This window comes from Pseudomonas sp. NPDC079086 (assembly GCF_044542155.1).
Taxonomy (GTDB): Bacteria; Pseudomonadota; Gammaproteobacteria; order Pseudomonadales; family Pseudomonadaceae; genus Aquipseudomonas.
Genome location: NZ_JBITTY010000005.1, coordinates 12,614 through 28,604, shown reverse-complemented (window position 1 = coordinate 28,604; position 15,991 = coordinate 12,614). Strand labels below are relative to the sequence as shown.

The 15,991-nt window shown below is 60.7% G+C and carries 17 protein-coding genes and 1 tRNA gene; 8 read left to right on the top strand and 10 right to left on the bottom strand.

The features are described from left to right. Window positions 1-287 precede the first annotated feature (287 nt). From ACIGEK_RS19600 to ACIGEK_RS19570, 7 genes are all read left to right on the top strand, one after another. Window positions 288-509, top strand: coding sequence for a DNA-binding protein (locus ACIGEK_RS19600; RefSeq protein ID WP_311090656.1), 222 nt, complete (start codon window positions 288-290; stop codon window positions 507-509). Continuing rightward, window positions 506-676 (top strand): Arc family DNA-binding protein, encoded by a 171-nt coding sequence (locus ACIGEK_RS19595; protein WP_397494929.1) that lies wholly within the window; start codon window positions 506-508, stop codon window positions 674-676. Before ACIGEK_RS19600 ends, ACIGEK_RS19595 begins: the two co-directional genes overlap by 4 nt. Beyond that, on the top strand, window positions 666-878 hold the full coding sequence (locus ACIGEK_RS19590; protein ID WP_090255319.1) for a hypothetical protein: 213 nt from the start codon (window positions 666-668) through the stop codon (window positions 876-878). Before ACIGEK_RS19595 ends, ACIGEK_RS19590 begins: the two co-directional genes overlap by 11 nt. Further along, window positions 871-1,140, top strand: coding sequence for a hypothetical protein (locus ACIGEK_RS19585; RefSeq protein ID WP_397494928.1), 270 nt, complete (start codon window positions 871-873; stop codon window positions 1,138-1,140). The genes ACIGEK_RS19590 and ACIGEK_RS19585 overlap by 8 nt, the downstream gene beginning before the upstream one ends. Continuing rightward, on the top strand, window positions 1,133-1,519 hold the full coding sequence (locus ACIGEK_RS19580) for a hypothetical protein (RefSeq protein WP_397494927.1): 387 nt from the start codon (window positions 1,133-1,135) through the stop codon (window positions 1,517-1,519). The genes ACIGEK_RS19585 and ACIGEK_RS19580 overlap by 8 nt, the downstream gene beginning before the upstream one ends. 458 nt (window positions 1,520-1,977) lie before the next feature. Further along, complete coding sequence (locus ACIGEK_RS19575; protein ID WP_397494926.1) at window positions 1,978-3,261, top strand: hypothetical protein; 1,284 nt, start codon at window positions 1,978-1,980, stop codon at window positions 3,259-3,261. Beyond that, the gene (locus tag ACIGEK_RS19570; protein WP_397494925.1) at window positions 3,261-4,262 is read left to right on the top strand and encodes a tyrosine-type recombinase/integrase; all 1,002 of its coding nucleotides are present in this window, start codon (window positions 3,261-3,263) and stop codon (window positions 4,260-4,262) included. The genes ACIGEK_RS19575 and ACIGEK_RS19570 overlap by 1 nt, the downstream gene beginning before the upstream one ends. A 59-nt stretch (window positions 4,263-4,321) precedes the next feature. On the opposite strand, the gene ACIGEK_RS19565 is transcribed toward ACIGEK_RS19570, so the two are convergent. From ACIGEK_RS19565 to ACIGEK_RS19545, 5 genes are all read right to left on the bottom strand, one after another. Beyond that, window positions 4,322-4,395: transfer RNA gene (locus ACIGEK_RS19565), tRNA-Gly, on the bottom strand. A 94-nt stretch (window positions 4,396-4,489) separates the two neighbouring features. After that, the gene (locus ACIGEK_RS19560) at window positions 4,490-5,374 is read right to left on the bottom strand and encodes an alpha/beta fold hydrolase (RefSeq protein ID WP_397494924.1); all 885 of its coding nucleotides are present in this window, start codon (window positions 5,372-5,374) and stop codon (window positions 4,490-4,492) included. Between the two features lie 401 nt (window positions 5,375-5,775). Continuing rightward, window positions 5,776-6,468 carry a pseudouridine synthase gene (locus tag ACIGEK_RS19555; RefSeq protein ID WP_397494923.1) on the bottom strand — a complete coding sequence of 231 codons (693 nt, stop codon included), beginning with the start codon at window positions 6,466-6,468 and terminating at the stop codon, window positions 5,776-5,778. Between the two features lie 2 nt (window positions 6,469-6,470). Continuing rightward, window positions 6,471-6,677, bottom strand: a complete 207-nt coding sequence (locus ACIGEK_RS19550; RefSeq protein WP_397494922.1) for a cysteine-rich CWC family protein — start codon at window positions 6,675-6,677, stop codon at window positions 6,471-6,473. Then, the gene (locus ACIGEK_RS19545) at window positions 6,674-8,146 is read right to left on the bottom strand and encodes a diguanylate cyclase (protein ID WP_397494921.1); all 1,473 of its coding nucleotides are present in this window, start codon (window positions 8,144-8,146) and stop codon (window positions 6,674-6,676) included. Before ACIGEK_RS19545 ends, ACIGEK_RS19550 begins: the two co-directional genes overlap by 4 nt. A 369-nt stretch (window positions 8,147-8,515) precedes the next feature. Between ACIGEK_RS19545 and ACIGEK_RS19540 the strand changes: the two genes are divergently transcribed. Continuing rightward, entirely contained in the window at window positions 8,516-9,178 is a 663-nt protein-coding gene (locus tag ACIGEK_RS19540) for a class I SAM-dependent methyltransferase (protein ID WP_397494920.1), read from the top strand. 4 nt (window positions 9,179-9,182) lie between these two features. Here the strand turns inward: ACIGEK_RS19540 and uca are convergent, their stop codons facing one another. The 5 genes from uca to ACIGEK_RS19515 form a co-directional block, all read right to left on the bottom strand. Next, the gene (gene uca, locus ACIGEK_RS19535; protein ID WP_397494919.1) at window positions 9,183-12,824 is read right to left on the bottom strand and encodes an urea carboxylase; all 3,642 of its coding nucleotides are present in this window, start codon (window positions 12,822-12,824) and stop codon (window positions 9,183-9,185) included. A gap of 113 nt (window positions 12,825-12,937) precedes the next feature. Then, window positions 12,938-13,573: an urea amidolyase associated protein UAAP2 gene (locus tag ACIGEK_RS19530; RefSeq protein ID WP_397494918.1), complete on the bottom strand. Its 636-nt coding sequence runs from the start codon at window positions 13,571-13,573 to the stop codon at window positions 12,938-12,940. Between the two features lie 11 nt (window positions 13,574-13,584). Beyond that, window positions 13,585-14,313, bottom strand: coding sequence for an urea amidolyase associated protein UAAP1 (locus ACIGEK_RS19525; protein WP_397494917.1), 729 nt, complete (start codon window positions 14,311-14,313; stop codon window positions 13,585-13,587). Between the two features lie 11 nt (window positions 14,314-14,324). Further along, complete coding sequence (locus tag ACIGEK_RS19520) at window positions 14,325-15,119, bottom strand: ABC transporter ATP-binding protein (protein ID WP_397494916.1); 795 nt, start codon at window positions 15,117-15,119, stop codon at window positions 14,325-14,327. Next, window positions 15,116-15,931 carry an ABC transporter permease gene (locus ACIGEK_RS19515; RefSeq protein WP_397494915.1) on the bottom strand — a complete coding sequence of 272 codons (816 nt, stop codon included), beginning with the start codon at window positions 15,929-15,931 and terminating at the stop codon, window positions 15,116-15,118. The genes ACIGEK_RS19520 and ACIGEK_RS19515 overlap by 4 nt, the downstream gene beginning before the upstream one ends. Between the last annotated feature and the right edge of the window lie 60 nt (window positions 15,932-15,991).

Sequence of the window (15,991 nt, the reverse complement as noted above, 5' to 3'; positions counted from 1 at the left end):
ATCTGCACGATGGCCTCAATGTCCTGTTCGTTGGCACGCCGCTTTCCATTTCTCAAGTGATACCAGCTGCTCCGGTCTATGCCTGTCAGCTTCTCAAGCTTAGGGGCCGAAAGCTTTTCCTTATCCCATACGGATATCAATCTTTCTCTTATCATTCCGAAAGCATCTAAAAAGCTTGCATATAGTGGTGGTTTCTTTGTGGTGTCTTGGCTTATATTTTGTCCGAGACTTGCATTATGTGTAAGGCATTTAATGCAAGATATAGCGGAATATAGCGGAGCAAGCTGATGCTACCACCTGAAGGTCTTGACCCCCAAAAGCTGCACGGTGCACCGCCCTTGATGCCGTGGCAGAAATTCGCCGAGTGGATCGGCATGGGCGACGAACCCGTCGTTGTACGTACTTGGGTGGAGCGTAATTACCTGCCTTCGCAGAAGCTGGGCAAACGCACCATGGTCAACGTGGCACTGTTGCATCAACAGCTTCTGGAACAGGAGTGGACGCTGTGAGCCGAACAGACCCGCAGTTCAAACTGCGCGTGCCGCAAGCACTGCGCCTGCAGATCGAACAGGCCGCCCACGCTGCGCGTCGCTCGATGAACGCTGAAATGGTCATTCGCCTGGAAGCCAGCTTTGCCAAGGAACAGCCCCTGCAGGAGAAACCTCATGATCAGTGACGACAGCCTGGACCTGTGCAGCGTGAAGACCTTCGCCGAAATGAGCGGCATATCAATCGAGGAAGCAATCGACTGGGTGGATAACGGCACCGTGCCGAGCATGCGGCTGGCCGACTTCCGCATGGTCAACCTCGCCCGCCTGCGTGCGGATCTGCTCAAGGGTAAAACCGAGTTCAAAGCGGGGGACTACAGCCATGCCTAGCCCAACTCATACCCTGGATGCTGTCACCGCTGTTGGCTACATCGGCAAACCTGTCCACGTCGAGCTGGAGTGGGACAATGATCCCGAGCCGTTCTGCCGCTCGGGGTATGTCATCGGCATCGTTCTGCCGGTTAAAGGCGTGCAAGAGCAGGCCTATCTTATGGTCATGAGCCCTGGCGAAGATTTCCCCGTGGAAGCCTACCTAGAGGACATTCGCTCCATCCGCATTGCCGATCAGATTGAGGGCTGCAGCCATGTCTAGCCCAATCTCCCTGGATGCCGCCACCGCTGTTAGCTACATCGGCCAAACTGCCCTTATGGAATTGCGCTGGGACGATGAACCGGAACCCATGTGGCAGCTCATGCACATTGTGGGCGTAGTCCTGCCCATGGACGGGGTCTGTGATCACTCGTGCTTTATGGCTGTGTACTACGGGACGTCTGATCCTTACCCGGAGCGGGTGTTCTTCCACGAAATCCGTACCCTTCGGGCGATGCAGCACCGCGACCGGCATGGTTTCGGCAACGTACTGGGCTGCATCGCCCACCCTGACTCGGCCGGGTCAAGGGCCGCGCTCCCGGCTCGTCGGAACAGCTCCACCGTTCCGTCGAACGGAAGCACGGGCGCAGCGCACCCTTGACGCGGTATGCCTATGAACAGCCTATCAACGGGAGCATGGGGTAGCTTTTCCGCCCCATGCTCCCGAGCCCTCTGCGGCAAGAGCGGGATGACAAGGGCCGCGCCCTTGGTGTGCTTTGCCTTGTATCGCCAGCGCCACCCACAGCAAACCCCTGCGCCCGGCCCTGAGCGTTCCCGCCTGCCGCAACGCCCACTGCGCGCCCCCGACTTTCGTCCGCCTCTGCTCGCGCTAATCCTGCTGCTGATCCTCCTATCACCCTGGAGCGGCCGAGTAGTGCCCGTAGTGCCGGAAGGAAAGCAGATAGGCCTATGGATGGATCAAGAGAAAGGATGCGAGCGCGCAGGCACGGGTGCACGCGAGGGACGAGCGCGCGGATGCGCCGCGCGCTCGCTGACGTCCATGTAACACGTCAGATAACCAGAAATTAACTTCCGCATTACTCAGCAATAGGTAAAGCAATGGCAACGGTAAAAGATCATCAGCGTTTGAATGCTCTGACTGCAGAGGATGACAAACACGGACGTCTGTTTGTTGACCCTGGCAACTTCACGTTTACTGACCTGTCAGGCGTTCGCCTGCTGCGCTGTGGCGTCGATACCGTGCGCCAGCTTTACCGGGGCATGATCCGCCCGGAAATCATGGCGCTGTTTGAAAAGCCGGGCACCCTGGTCGACTTCGCTGGGCAGCGCTGGCACTCGGGCCGTGTAGGCCGTGACTCCAGGTATCAGTACAAGCTGCAGAATGCAGACCTGGGCATCATCCTGCTGGTGAAGAACTTCAACGCCAAGCTGGAGAACATCGGGCCGCACCTGAAAATCGAAGTGTCGCCCCATGCAATCGACAGCCTGTCGCCTGAGCGACTGCAGGCCCGGTTAGATTTCTATGCCTCCCAGGTGCTGACCCATTTGGAGATTAACCAGTGTGCCGTCCACCTTGCATTAGACCTGCAGGGCTGGACGCCTCCCGCTGATCTAGTGGCCCGCATGCACTGTAAGGCCCGCACGCAACGTGACATTACCGGCATCAACGAAATCAACTGGGCGACCAAATCCAGCACCTACGGGCGGGGGGAAACGTCGATGTTCGGCTCTGCCAGTGGCGTGCAGTTGTGTATCTACAACAAGACCGAACAGGCCAAGGCCGCGGACAAGCTCGACTACTGGGAAAGCGTCTGGCGCCGCCGTGACAGCTTCGATACTGCAGACCCGGAGAACTACAACCCGGACCAGCCCGTATGGCGTGTAGAGCTGCGCTATCACCACTCGATCATCCAGCAGTTCGCTAGCGGCTCCCTGGATGTGAAAACCGGTGAGGCTATCGACACACAATCGTTTGCCGCATTTTCCGGCCATCTGGAAGGCCTGTGGCGCTATGGGTTACGCCAGTTCAAGTTCCTCTCCCGACCGGGCTACTTCGCCCCGATTTGGACGCTGATGCGCGATGACGTGCGTGTGGATCTGCCGGTGGATTCGCTGCTGGATGACACGCAATACAAACGCTACTACAAGACCTCGCGGGGCTTCTCCGGCAAGAACGTGGAACTCTTCCTGGGAAACTTCGTAAGCCTGCTGGCACGGGAGCGAGTGGGCGCTAGACGAGCATTTCACACCCTCAAGGATTGGGACTGCTGGCCAGTAATCCGTGATCACTATGCCGCCAAGGGCATGGATGAAGACGGGCTGTATAAGCACATCAAAGGCATCTTGGAGGAGCGGAATGTCAGATGGGGCAGGGCGGTCTGATGGCTATTGAGCAACTGGCTGACGGTCGCTGGAAAGTCGATGTAGAGCCCATCAAGGGCAAACGCTTCCGTAAGACCTTCAAGACCAAGGCTGAGGCATCACGCTTTGAAGCCACCTGCAGGGCCAAGGTGATTGAAACGCCGGACTGGGCACCCAAGCCAAAGGATCGCCGCAAGCTCTCCGAACTAGCCCAGCGTTACTACGATCTGCACGGCCACACCCTTGCGGATTCGGTACGGCTTAAACAGGTACTGGAAAAGCTGGTGCGCGAGCTGGGCGACCCGGTTGCCGTCAAGTTCACCGCTGATCAGTTCTGCAGGCTCCGTGGTCAGCACCTAGCAGACGGCATCCACGGCAAGACCCTGAACAACCGACTCGGTTACCTCAAGTCGCTGTTCAATGAGCTGCACCGCTTGGGCGATATCGACTACCCGAATCCCTTGGCCAAGGTTCGCCCGCTGCGCCTGCAGGAACGCCCGCTATCGTTCCTTTCCCATGCCCAGGTAACTGAGCTGCTGCAGACATTCGACACTTACCCGAACTGCGAACACTTGGCGCTGATCGCTCGCGTCTGTCTCGCTACCGGGGCGCGTTGGGGTGAGGCTCAAGGGCTTGCACCAGAGCGTGTGAAAAACGGGGCTGTGACCTTCGCCAATACCAAGTCGCGGCGGACTCGCAGCATCCCGATTCATCCAGATTTGGAGAGGGCGTTACTCGACTACTTCAAGGCGTATGGCCCGTTCCCGAACTGTATCCGGCATTTCAGCCGTGTCCTGGACTCTACGTCGATCAAGCTGCCCAGAGGTCAGGCAACGCACGTGCTTCGCCACACGTTCGCCAGTCACTTCGTCATCACTGGCGGGAACATCCTGACCCTGCAGAAGGTGCTTGGCCATGCATCCGTCACGATGACCATGCGCTATGCACATTTGGCCCCTGATCACCTGCAGGATGCTTTGCGCCGAAATCCCATCTTCGACACTTTCTCGACACCGACCTAGGCCAGAAAGCAAAAAGCCCCGAAATCTTGTTAGAAATCAGGGCTTTAAAAACTGCGATTTGGAGCGGGCGATGGGAATCGAACCCACAGCTCTAGCTTGGGAAGCTAGGGTATTACCACTATACGACGCCCGCAGCGGGTGCCTTTATACCGGAAGTCTTGGTTGAAATGAAGTCCGCACCGCGGTTATCTGCAATAACGCGGTGCGGGCGCGGGTGTGTATAGGCTTCATACGGCCAGCGCGTGCAACACGTCCATCTGTGGGCGGTAGTGGGCCTGGCGCAGTGGCTTGCTCTGCAGGAAGCCCAGCAGTGCGGCCTGGCTCTGCAGCCATGCGGCTTTGTGTTCCATGTCGAGGAAGTGTCCGGCGTTGTCGATGGTGACGAACTGGCAGTCGTTCAGGTGCTTGGCGAACAGGCGCACGTCGGCTGGCGAGGTGTAGGCGTCGTTTTCGCCGTTGACGAATAGCAGCGGGATATCGATGCCTGCCAGGCACTGCATCTGGCAATGGGCGTCGAGGTGCAGGACCTGGTGCACATGGGCATGCATCTGCTGGTATTCGTGGCTGTCCAGGCTGCTGATATGGCGGTGGTTATAGCGTTTGAACAGCGATGGCAGGTAGCGCCCGATGGTGCTGTTGACCAGGTGGCCGAGTTGGTCGCCGTCGAGGGCGTGCAGATGGGCCAGGCCTTGTTCTAGGTAGTCGACCATCGGCTCGTTGAGCAGCGGCGAGAAGGAGGTGATAACCGCCTTTTCAATACGCGCCGGGCGCTGGGCCAGGGCCAGCATGGCGGCGACGCCTCCCCAAGAGAACGACATCAGGTGGTTGGCGCGGAACTGTTCGATCAGTTCGAGCAGGATGCTGGCCTCGTCTTCCTTGGTGATCGGCTGGTGGTGATGGTTGTGCGGCTTCGACTGGCCGGCATAGGGCTGGTCGTAGAGCACCACATTGAACTGGGTACGCAGGTATTTGACCGTTTGCGCGAAGGCTGCGGTGGTGGAGAGTGAGCCGTTAACCAGAATGATGGTCTTGCGCGCGCTCGGATTGGCGTAGAACTCCGTGTAGATATTGTAGATTCCGTGAACATCGACGACAGCGGTAGCTGGCTTCATGTCGTTTCCTCCTGGCGCAAAAGTGGGCATGGCAAAACGGCGGTGCCGTTAAACCGGGCTAAGCAGGACAATCAGGAAAGCGCCTGGACGTGACAGCAAGATGTCAGGCTGGAGGATTTTATAAGTTATTTATTTTCAATCAGTTAGGGCTGAAATAGAGCATCCGTCCACGACCTTTTGGCAGGTGTGGAGTGGCGTCTTTGACCAGGCAGGAACCCATTTCGCGCAGTGCGCAAGTAACCGATGGAGCGCTTAGATGGCTTTCGTGACTGTTCAGTCACGATAAGACCTTATGGTTTGATTTAAGCAGCCGTGTTCTTGCCGGCGCAAGTGAATATTGGAATATCGAACAACCGTTTGTCGGTTAGCTAGCTAAGTATGTGACTTGAGCGCGGACTGTCTTAGGTAGAGGCGATTTCCGCTTCTGTCAGGGCGCGGTACTGGCCGGGGGTTAACTGCGGGTCGAGTTGGATGGCGCCCATGCTCAGGCGGTGCAGGCCGATGACCTTGTTCTGGAAGTGGCCAAACATGCGCTTGACCTGATGATAGCGGCCTTCGTGCAGGGTCAGCAGGGCGCTGTGGCTATCGAGAATGACCAGCTCGGCGGGCAGGGTGGTGAGGTCTTCATAGGCGAAGTACAGGCCGCGGGCGAACACCTCAATGTACTCAGGAGTAATCGGCTGTTCGGTCTCGACGCGGTAGACCTTGCCCAGGCGGCTGCGCGGCTCGGTGAGGCGGCGTGACCATTGGCCATCATTGGTGAGCAGCAGCAGCCCGCTGGTGTTCAGGTCCAGACGGCCGGCCAGGTGCAGATCGGCTTTGTCCGGCTCCTCAAGCAAATCCAGCACGGTGCGGTGTTGCTCATGTTCGGTGGCGCTGACCACGCCGATGGGTTTGTGCAGCATAAAGTAGCGTGCGGCTTTGCCGGCTTGCAGCACCTCGCTATCGACCTCAATGCGGCTGAACTGGCTGACTTCGCACAGACCACCGCAAACCACCGCGCCGTCCACTTGCACGCGGCCGCTGGCCAGCAGTTGGCGGGCGGCTTGGCGATTGAGTTGGGGCAGGTTGCTGAGAAAACGGTCGAGGCGCATGGCTAGTCGACGGACGGTTCAGGTAAGCCCTGAGCGCAGCGTGGGCACAGGCAGCTGCGGTTGCGCTGCTCGGGCGGCAGCTTGGCCAACTGCGCGGCATCGATGGGCACGCTAAAGCACCAGCACTCGGTTACCGGTGCGTCGGCGCCAGCCTGGGCGCACTGGTTAAGCTGCCCGCAGCAGGGGCAGCGGCTGGTGTCAGCATTCATGCGATTTCTTCACACAGGCGGTTGCGGCCGCCCTGTTTGGCCCGGTACAGGGCGCGGTCAGCGCGGGTGATCAGCTGCTCCAGCGACTCATCGGCATGCAGTTGCGCCAGGCCGATGCTGGTGGTGATGCGCAGCTGCGCGCCGTTGAAGCTGATGCTGCTTTGCTCGGTTTGCTGGCGAATTTTCTCGCCCAGCTCGCGAGCCTGCTCGGGCGAGGTGTCCTTGAGCAGCAGAATAAATTCCTCGCCTCCCCAGCGGCAGATGATGTCGGACTGGCGCACGGTGCTGCGCAGGTCGCTGGCAAAGCGGCGCAGCACTTCATCACCGGCCATATGGCCGTGGCTGTCGTTGAGTTGTTTGAAGTTGTCCAGGTCGAGCATCAGGGCGCACAGCGCGCTTGGGCTGCGCCGGGCTTCCTGCACGGCCTGATTGGCCAGCAGGTCAAAGCCACGGCGGTTGGGCAGCTCAGTGAGCAGGTCGGTGGTGGCCAGGGCGCTGATGCGGCGCTGATAGCGGCGCATCGCCAGGCTGACCAGGCTGATGACGATAACGGTGACCACTAGGCAGATCAGCAGGTTGAGGTACAGCGATTTGCGAATGCCAGCGACCGCGCCGTCTTCATGCTTATCGACAAACAGGTACCAGTTCAGCTCGGGAATAAAACGCACATTGAGGAAGTGATCGCGGCCGTGTTCCTGATACTCGAAGTCGCCACTTTGCGGATGCGGCAGCTTGGCCTGCAATTCTTCCAGGCCGGGGATTTCGCTGAGTGACTGGCCAACTCGCGCGCCCATCGGCCCGCCGCTGGCGCCGGTGAGCACCAGCAGGCCATTGGTGTCGACGAAGAACACGCTGCGCTGATAGCGCTGCTGGTAGGTGTCGATCAGCTTGACCACCGCATCCACGGTCAGGCCAACGCCGGTGGCGCCGATAAAGCGCTGCTCGTAGTCGAACACCTTGTAGTTGATAAACACGGTCATGCGGTCGTCGTTGGCCATGTCGACGTCGACGTTGATTTCGTAGGGCGCCTGCATGTCGCGCACACGGAAATACCAGTCATCACGCGACTGGTCTTCCTTGACCTGCTTGAGCACGCCCTTGGCCTGGTAGTAGGTGTGGGTGTTCTCCGAAACGAAGAAGCTGGTTACCGTGGCGTAATGCTCCTGCACCTCGCGCAGGTAGCGGGTGATCTGCTCAGGGTCCTTCTCGCCGCCCAGCACCCAGTCGCGCACGTAAGTGTCGCGAGACATCATCGAGGAAATCAGGATGGGCCGAACCAGGTCCTTCTGGATTTCCGAGTAGACGTTGTCTGAGGTTAGCGGCAGCTCGGTGTTGATGATCCCGGCGCGGATTGAGTCGAGCGCGGTGTAATAACTGGCCAAAGAGGTGGCGAGGAAGCCACAACCGAGCAGAACCAGCAGCAACACAATCAAAGACCATTGGCGGGGCAGCGGGGATGGATGGGGCATGCAAGGCTCTGTTGGTTAAATAATCGCCGCATTGTAGCGCCCGGCACCGGCTGCCGCTGCTGAAACATCGGCGCCTGGCCGATTTGCCGGCAGCCATGGCGCTTGCTGCGCCAGACCTTGAGGACTAAGGTGCGGCGATCAGACCGTTGAAAAAACGTTGGCGAGGCAGGCAGCGCAAGGCAAAAGCAGGCGAGAAGCGGAGTTTACGAGCTGTAAATGAGCATTTGAGCCTGTTTTTAACGCCGCGATGGCAACGTAGGTAGTTTTTCAACATCTGGTACACGAAGAGTCTCCTTGGTGACCCGTACGCTGCTCGTACGCCTTGCTGATCTGCCCCTGACCGCAGTCCTTTCAGCACACCGAGCCCCCATGCCCAGCGCGCCTGCCAGCTATCGCATCAAATATTCCACCCTGAGCATCGGGCTGGAGGACTTTCACCTGTGTTCACTGCGCGACAAGCAGCAGTTCGCCGACCTCGACGGCCTGGCGGAAAAAGCCGGGATCTCCTCGGCCACCTGGTCGTTGTTCGGCCAGTTATGGCCATCCGGTGAAATATTGGCGCAGACACTCAGCGGCATGCCGGTAACCGGTTTGCGCATTCTTGAGCTGGGCTGCGGCTTGGGCTTGACCAGCCTGGTATTGCAGCGCTTGGGCGCGGATATCACCGCCAGCGACTATCACCCGCTGGCCGGCGAGTTTTTGCTGCGCAACAGTGAGCTTAATCAGTTGGCGCCGATTCCTTATCAGAGCTGTGACTGGGCCGAGGAGTACCTGGAGCTAGGCCTGTTTGATCTGGTGATCGGCAGTGATCTGCTTTACGAGCGCGACCACCCCCAGCTGTTGGCCGGTTTTATTGATCGCCACTGCAATAGTCACGCGGCGGTGCTGATTGTCGACCCGGGTCGCGGCAACAGCGCGCGGTTTTCCCGGCATATGCTGGAGCACGGCTATCTGCAGCTGGCCGATAGCCTGAACCTGCTGGATAACCCGGATGCGCCGTTTAAGGGGCGCATCCTCAGTTATCGGCGCTAGCCCCTTAGACTTCCTCTAGCACCACTACGCGTTGGCCCGCGCGCACCGGAGAGCCGGGCTGCACGCGCACCTCACGCACCACGCCGTCGCGCGGGGCAAGCAGGGGGATTTCCATCTTCATCGACTCCAGTATCACCAGTACATCGCCGGCTTTGACCGTGCTGCCGGCTTCTACCTGCACCTGCCAGAGGTTGCCGGCGATATGGCTGTCGATGCTGTGCAGGCCGGCATCGAGCGGCGCGTCTTCGCCAAGATCGGCGGCGACTTCCTCGCTGTCGAAATGCGCCTGGCCAGAGGCGATCCAGCGCTGGCGCTCGGCGTCGAAGGCCGCGCGCTGCTGGTTGCGGAAGGCGTCGATGCCCTCAGCTTCGCGGTCGAGAAAGGTCTGATAATCGGCCAGGGCCAATTCGCTGTGCTCGATACGCAAGTCATAACGGCCGAGGGGGAAGTCACGACGGATACGCAGCAACTCGTCCGCCGAGACCGGGTAGAAGCGGATCTGGTCGAAGAAACGCAGCAGCCAGGGCTTGCCGTCGAAGGCGGCGACTTCGCGGTAGCGGTTCCACATCTGCAGGGTACGGCCGACGAACTGATAACCGCCGGGGCCTTCCATGCCGTACACGCACATATAGGCGCCGCCGATGCCCACCGAGTTTTCTGCGGTCCAGGTGCGCGCCGGGTTGTACTTGGTGGTGACCAGGCGATGGCGCGGGTCGAGCGGGGTGGCCACTGGCGCGCCGAGGTAGACGTCGCCCAGGCCCATGACCAGATAGCTGGCTTCAAAGATCGTCCTGTACACCTCGTCGAGATTGGGCAGGTCGTTGATCCGGCGGATAAATTCCAGGTTGCTTGGGCACCAGGGCGCGTCCTTGCGCACGGTGGTCATATATTTCTCGATGGCCAACTGGCAGGCCGGGTCATCCCAGGACAGCGGCAGATGGACGATCCGCGACGGCACGCGCAGGTCCTGCGCGGCGCAGACAGCGTCCCACTCGCCGGCGACTATGCCGAGCAGATCGCTAAGGGCCAGGGTTTCCGGCTGGTAATGCACCTGCAGCGAGCGGATGCCGGGCGTGAGGTCGATCACCCCAACCAGCTGCTTGGCTTCCAGCGCCTGCATCAGCGCATGACCGCGGAAGCGCAGCACCAGATCCAGCTCCGCCGCGCCGATTTCCAGCAGCAGATGGGTATCGCCAGACAGGCGCGCGACCAAGCGTTTATCCGCTTCGCCGATATCGAGAACGATGGGGGAGGTGAGGGTATTCGCTTTTGTAGGAGCGGCCTTGGCCGCGATTACGTTGTCAGCTTGATCGCGGCCAAGACCGCTCCTACGAAGGCTCGTACATTCAAGATTGCCGGTCTTGGCCAGCTCCCGTGCTGTAGCGATATCCACCGGCGCAAAGCGCACTTTATCGCCCGCTTTCAACTGCCCCAGCTGCCACAGATCCGCCTCGATAATCGTCACCGGGCAGACAAAGCCGCCCAGGCTTGGGCCGTCCGGGCCGAGGATCACCGGCATATCGCCGGTAAAGTCCACCGCGCCGATGGCGTAGGGGTTGTCGTGGATATTTGAGGGGTGCAGGCCGGCTTCGCCGCCGCTGTCGCGTACCCATTCAGGCTTGGGCCCGATCAGGCGCACGCCGGTGCGGCTGGAGTTGAAGTGCACTTCCCAAGCGGTGCTGAAGAAGGTCTTGATGTAGCCTTCGGTGAAGTATTCCGGCGCGCCGTGCGGGCCGTAGATCACTCGGATTTCGCGTACCGCTGGCAGAGAGTTGCACAGCTCGGCAGGCAGTTGTGCGCCGGCCTCTCGGTCGGTCAGTGCCGGGATATGCAGCACGTCACCGGCACGCAGGGCACGGCCGCCGTGGCCGCCGAACTGGCCGAGGGTAAAGGTGCTTTTGCTGCCCAGATAATCCGGCACCTGTACACCGCCGCGCAGGCTTAGATAGCTACGTGCGCCAGCGCCATGGATGGTGCCAAGGCTCAGGGTGCTGCCGGCTTTGATCAGCAGCGCGGTATTCAGTGGCTGCTCAATACCATCGACGCTTAGCGGGATTGGTGCACCAGTGACCGCCACCACTGCATCGGTGTTAAAGCGCAGGGTCGGGCCGCTCATGGTGATTTCCAGGCCGGCGGCATCTGCCTCGTTGCCCAGCAGGCGATTGCCCAAGCGCAGAGCGCGGCTGTCCATTGGCCCGGATGGCGGTACGCCGACTGCCCAATAGCCGAGGCGGCCGGGGAAGTCCTGCACGGTTGTCTGGGTACCGGCGCTTAGCACTTCGAAGGTGTTGGCCTGATAAATCAGGCCTTCCAGGCAGCGGGTCCAGGGGTTGCCGCTGGCGAACGGTGCGTCAGTGAGGATCTGCCGCAGGTACTGGCTATTGGTTTCCACGCCATACAGCAGGGTATCGGCCAGGGCCTGGCCTAGGGCGGCGCTGGCCGCTTCGCGGCTATCGGCCCAGGTGATGACCTTGGCGATCATTGGGTCGAAGTAGGGCGGAATTTCGCAGCCGGCTTCGACCCAGGTGTCGATACGCAGCGTTTTGCCGTCGGCCTTGGGGAAGCTGACTGCGGTAAGCAGACCGGGGCTTGGCTGAAAGTCGCGGCCTGGATCTTCTGCGTACAGGCGCGCCTGAATGGCATGGCCGCTGGGTTTCAAACCTTTCGCCAGTTCGCTTAACGGCGCCAGATCACCAGCCGCCAGTTCGATCATCCAGCGCACCAGATCGACGCCCCACACCTGTTCGGTAACGCCATGCTCGACTTGCAGGCGGGTGTTCACTTCAAGGAAATAGAAGCGCGCTGCCTCGCTGTCGTAGACAAATTCCACGGTGCCGGCGCTGCGGTAGCTGACCGCCTTGGCCAGCTTGATCGCTGCGGCGCACAGCTCATCGGCCATGCCGGCCGGCAGGTTGGGTGCCGGGGTTTCTTCCAGCACCTTCTGGTTACGGCGCTGTACCGAGCAGTCGCGCACGCCGAGGGCCAGTACTTCACCGCGACCATCGCCAAATACCTGAACTTCCAGGTGGCGGGCGCGCTGGATGTATTTTTCGATAAACACACCGCTGTCGCTGAAGTTGTTCTGCCCTAGGCGTTTGACCGCTTCGAAGGCGTCACTGAGCTCGGCGGCGCTGTTGCATACGCGCATACCGATGCCGCCACCGCCGGCGGTGCTTTTCAGCATCACCGGGTAACCGACCTGTTCGCCTGCGACCAACGCGGCCTCGAGGTTTTCCAGTAATTCGGTGCCTTCAAGCATCGGTACGCCGTGCTGTTTGGCCAGGGCGCGGGCGGTGTGTTTAAGGCCGAATACCCGCAGCTGTTCCGGCGTTGGGCCGACAAAGGCAATACCGGCGGCTTCGCAGGCTTCGGCAAAGGCGGCGTTCTCCGAGAGAAAACCGTAACCAGGGTGGATGGCGGTGGCACCGCTCTGTTTGGCCACGGCGAGAATCTTCTCGACCACCAGGTAGGTGTTGGCTGCCGGGCCTTCGCCCAGGCTGTGCGCCTCGTCCGCCTGCTGAATATGCAGGCTGGCGGCGTCGGCTTCGGAGTAGACGGCCACGCCCTGTACATCAAGGGCGCGTAGCGTACGCAGGATGCGGCAGGCGATGGCGCCACGGTTGGCGATCAGCAGTTTGTTGAACATGGCGATGCCCTCGAAAGGGTGGGCGGGCCGTCCCGCGGTATTCGGTCTGCACCACGGTCGTCCGTGGTTGAAAGGCGTTTACTCGCTCTTCGCTCAGGGGCGAAGGGCGGCCATCAATCCCACACCAACACTTCAGCCGGAGTCGGGTTGTAGCCGTTGCACGGGTTGTTCAGTTGCGGGCAGTTGGAGATCAGCACGATCACATCCATATGCGCCTTGAGCTCGACGTATTTGCCGGCGGCGGAGATGCCGTCTTCAAAGGTCAGGCCGCCTTCTGGGGTGACCGGCACGTTCATAAAGAAGTTGATATTGGCGCTGATGTCGGCCTTGTTCAGGCGGCCGTCATGCAGGCTCGCGTGCAGGAAATTGTCACGGCAGCTGTGCATATAGCGCTTGTCCAGGGCGTACCTGACGGTGTTGCTCTCCTGGGCGCAGGCGCCGCCGAGGGTGTCGTGGCGCCCGCAGGTGTCGGCGCTGATGGTCAGCATCGGCTGGCCCAGGTTGGAATACAGCACGCTGCCGGTGGTCAGGTACACGCGGTTCTGTTTGCGCAGGGTGCGTTGCACGTCATAGCGCTCGCGCGGGTTGGCGGCGCTGTAGAACAGCGTATCGACCGCTTGATTGCCTTCCAGATCGAGCAGGCGCAGGGTCTGGCCGGCTTTTACTTCGCAGAGAAAGGGTTCGCCAGCGGCGATGGTGGCGCGGTACACCGCAGCTTCCGCGTGCTTGTCGCTTGAGATAAGAGTCATGCTGGCCGGCCTCAGATATACAGACGTTCGGTGTTATGGAAGCCACGGGCGTTTTCCGGGCGCGAGGTGCGGCACAGCACGCTGATGCCGTCGCTTTCCACCTTGTGCCAGCTCAGTTGCAGCGGCTTGGGCGCGTAGTCGGGGCTGGGGTCCATGGGGTGCTGCAGGGCGGTGAGTACCACCAGGGTGTCCATCGGAGCGTACAGCTCGATGTAGTCGCCGGCCTTGGAGTTGCCTGGCTGGAAGTGGAAGCAGCCGTCGCTGTCGACCGTGACCTTGCTGAACAGATTCAGGCACATCAGCAGGTCCGCAAGCCCCAGGTTCCACTTGCCCATTTCCACCAGCAGGTTGTCCACGCCGTTGCGGAAGAAGCCGTTGCGCAGTTGCTGATAGCTGCCGCTGCCGTACTTCTCCTGCACCTCGGTAGCGTTGAGTACGCCGCCGAAGCTGTCATGCCAGCCGCAGGTATCGGCGGTGATGGCGGCGAGCACGCGGCCCATGTCCGAATACAGGCAGTGGCCGGCGGTGAGCTTGGCGGTGTGCTGGCATTTGAGGCTGTCGGGCAGGTTCAGTCGCTCGCTCTTCTCATTGGCGTTGAGCAGCAGAAGGCTGGCATTGGCGCCACCCTCAATATCGCTGAAGCGCAGCAGTTGTCCGCGCTTGAGGACAAAGGAGGTGTGGCCGCCACCGGGTACGAGTTCTTCGTAGAGGGTGGGGCGCAGGGTGAGTGCGGCGGTCATTGTGGTCGTCCTCAGAGGGCTGGTTGCAGGTTGCCGCTGATATGCGCGGGCAACGCTTCTACGGCGGCGCGAGTGGCGCGGCGGTCGCTGTTGAGAGGGATGTCGTAGGTGATGCGCGCGCCGAAGGCGTTCGGGGCATGCGGGTCAATACGGGTTTTGTCGAACACCAGTAAGCGGGTGCCGAGGCTGAAACCCTCGCTCAGGTCGTGGGTGACCATAAATACGGTGAGCTTGGTTTCGTGCCACAGCTCCAGCAGCAGGCTGTGCATGTCCTTGCGGATGCCGGGGTCGAGCGCACCAAAGGGCTCGTCGAGCAGTAACACGCGCGGCTGCATGATCAGCGCCTGAGCAATCGCCAGGCGTTGCTGCATGCCGCCTGAGAGCTGGCTGGGGTATTTATCCAGGGCGTGACCAAGGCCGACCTTCTTCAAAATGACCTCAGCCTGCGCGCGGGCGTCGCGCTTGGCGGCGCCGAACAACCGGCCGAGCAGTTTTGAGCGAGGCAGCTCCAGGCCGATGGCAACGTTATCCAGCACGCTCAGGTGTGGGAACACCGAGTAGCGCTGAAACACCACACCACGGCTGCTATCGGGTTCGGCAGCCAGCGGCTGGCCGCCCAGCAGAATCTCGCCGCGACTGGCGCGCTCCTGACCTAGCAACAGGCGCAAGAAGGTCGATTTGCCGCAGCCGGAAGCGCCGACCAGGGTACAAAACTCGCCTTCACTGATGCTCAGGTTCAAGCGCTCAAGCACCACTTGGTCGCCGTATTCCTGGCAGACGTTTTTTACTTCGATAAAGGCGCTCATGCTTTAGCCCCCTCGTACCAGGGAAAGCACAAACGGGTCACCTGACGCAGGCCCAGGTCCATCAGCCAGGCGAGCAGGGTGATCCACACCACGTACGGCAGGATCACATCCATGGCCATATAACGGCGCACCAGAAAGATCCGATAGCCAAGGCCGTCAGTACTGGCGATGGCCTCAGCGGCAATCAGGAACAGCCAGGCCGAACCGAGCACCAGGCGCAGGGCGATCAACAGGCGCGGCAGCAGTTGTGGCAGCACTACGCGCAGGATCAAGGTCCAGGTGCTGGCACCCAGGGTCTGCGCCTTGATCAGAATTTCCTGCGGAATCTCCCGTGCACGTTGTTCCAGATCACGAGCCAGCACCGGGGTGATGCCGATTACAATCAGCATGACTTTGGACAACTCACCCAGGCCGAAGGTGATAAATAGAATTGGCAGAATCGCCAGCGGTGGCACCATTGACAGCACCGTGAGCAATGGCGAGAGCGGTGCACCGAACAGCGGCAGGATGCCGGCCGCGATACCCAGGCACAAACCTGCCAGTGCGGCGATACCAATGCCCAAACCGAGGCGTTTGAGGCTGGAGGCGCTGTCTTCCCAGAACAGATAGTTGCCGCTGCGCTTGTCTTCGGTAAACGCCAGTCGATCAACGGCAGCGGCCATTTGCGCCGCGCTTGGCAGCAACTTGTCATTCGGGTTTTCCGCCAAGCGTGCCGTGGAGCCCGCAAAGTAGGCGAACAGCAGCAGGGCGAAGGGCAACAGGATCAGCAGCAGGCGAGCGCTGCGATCCGGGTGGCGATTGATCAGGCGCATGGGGAATCCTTTTGGTAGGAGCGGGCGGGACACGTAGTCCCGCCCGCTCCTACGCTCTCA

Coding starts and splice junctions, on each gene's coding strand:
- ACIGEK_RS19585 (WP_397494928.1), top strand. CDS start 871: ATGCCTAGCCCAACTCATACCCTGGATGCTGTCACCGCTGTTGGCTAC.
- ACIGEK_RS19545 (WP_397494921.1), bottom strand. CDS start 8,146: ATGCCCCATCCATCCCCGCTGCCCCGCCAATGGTCTTTGATTGTGTTG.
- ACIGEK_RS19600 (WP_311090656.1), top strand. CDS start 288: ATGCTACCACCTGAAGGTCTTGACCCCCAAAAGCTGCACGGTGCACCG.
- ACIGEK_RS19560 (WP_397494924.1), bottom strand. CDS start 5,374: ATGAAGCCAGCTACCGCTGTCGTCGATGTTCACGGAATCTACAATATC.
- ACIGEK_RS19580 (WP_397494927.1), top strand. CDS start 1,133: ATGTCTAGCCCAATCTCCCTGGATGCCGCCACCGCTGTTAGCTACATC.
- ACIGEK_RS19550 (WP_397494922.1), bottom strand. CDS start 6,677: ATGAATGCTGACACCAGCCGCTGCCCCTGCTGCGGGCAGCTTAACCAG.
- ACIGEK_RS19555 (WP_397494923.1), bottom strand. CDS start 6,468: ATGCGCCTCGACCGTTTTCTCAGCAACCTGCCCCAACTCAATCGCCAA.
- ACIGEK_RS19540 (WP_397494920.1), top strand. CDS start 8,516: ATGCCCAGCGCGCCTGCCAGCTATCGCATCAAATATTCCACCCTGAGC.
- ACIGEK_RS19575 (WP_397494926.1), top strand. CDS start 1,978: ATGGCAACGGTAAAAGATCATCAGCGTTTGAATGCTCTGACTGCAGAG.
- ACIGEK_RS19590 (WP_090255319.1), top strand. CDS start 666: ATGATCAGTGACGACAGCCTGGACCTGTGCAGCGTGAAGACCTTCGCC.
- uca (WP_397494919.1), bottom strand. CDS start 12,824: ATGTTCAACAAACTGCTGATCGCCAACCGTGGCGCCATCGCCTGCCGC.
- ACIGEK_RS19570 (WP_397494925.1), top strand. CDS start 3,261: ATGGCTATTGAGCAACTGGCTGACGGTCGCTGGAAAGTCGATGTAGAG.
- ACIGEK_RS19520 (WP_397494916.1), bottom strand. CDS start 15,119: ATGAGCGCCTTTATCGAAGTAAAAAACGTCTGCCAGGAATACGGCGAC.
- ACIGEK_RS19515 (WP_397494915.1), bottom strand. CDS start 15,931: ATGCGCCTGATCAATCGCCACCCGGATCGCAGCGCTCGCCTGCTGCTG.
- ACIGEK_RS19530 (WP_397494918.1), bottom strand. CDS start 13,573: ATGACTCTTATCTCAAGCGACAAGCACGCGGAAGCTGCGGTGTACCGC.
- ACIGEK_RS19525 (WP_397494917.1), bottom strand. CDS start 14,313: ATGACCGCCGCACTCACCCTGCGCCCCACCCTCTACGAAGAACTCGTA.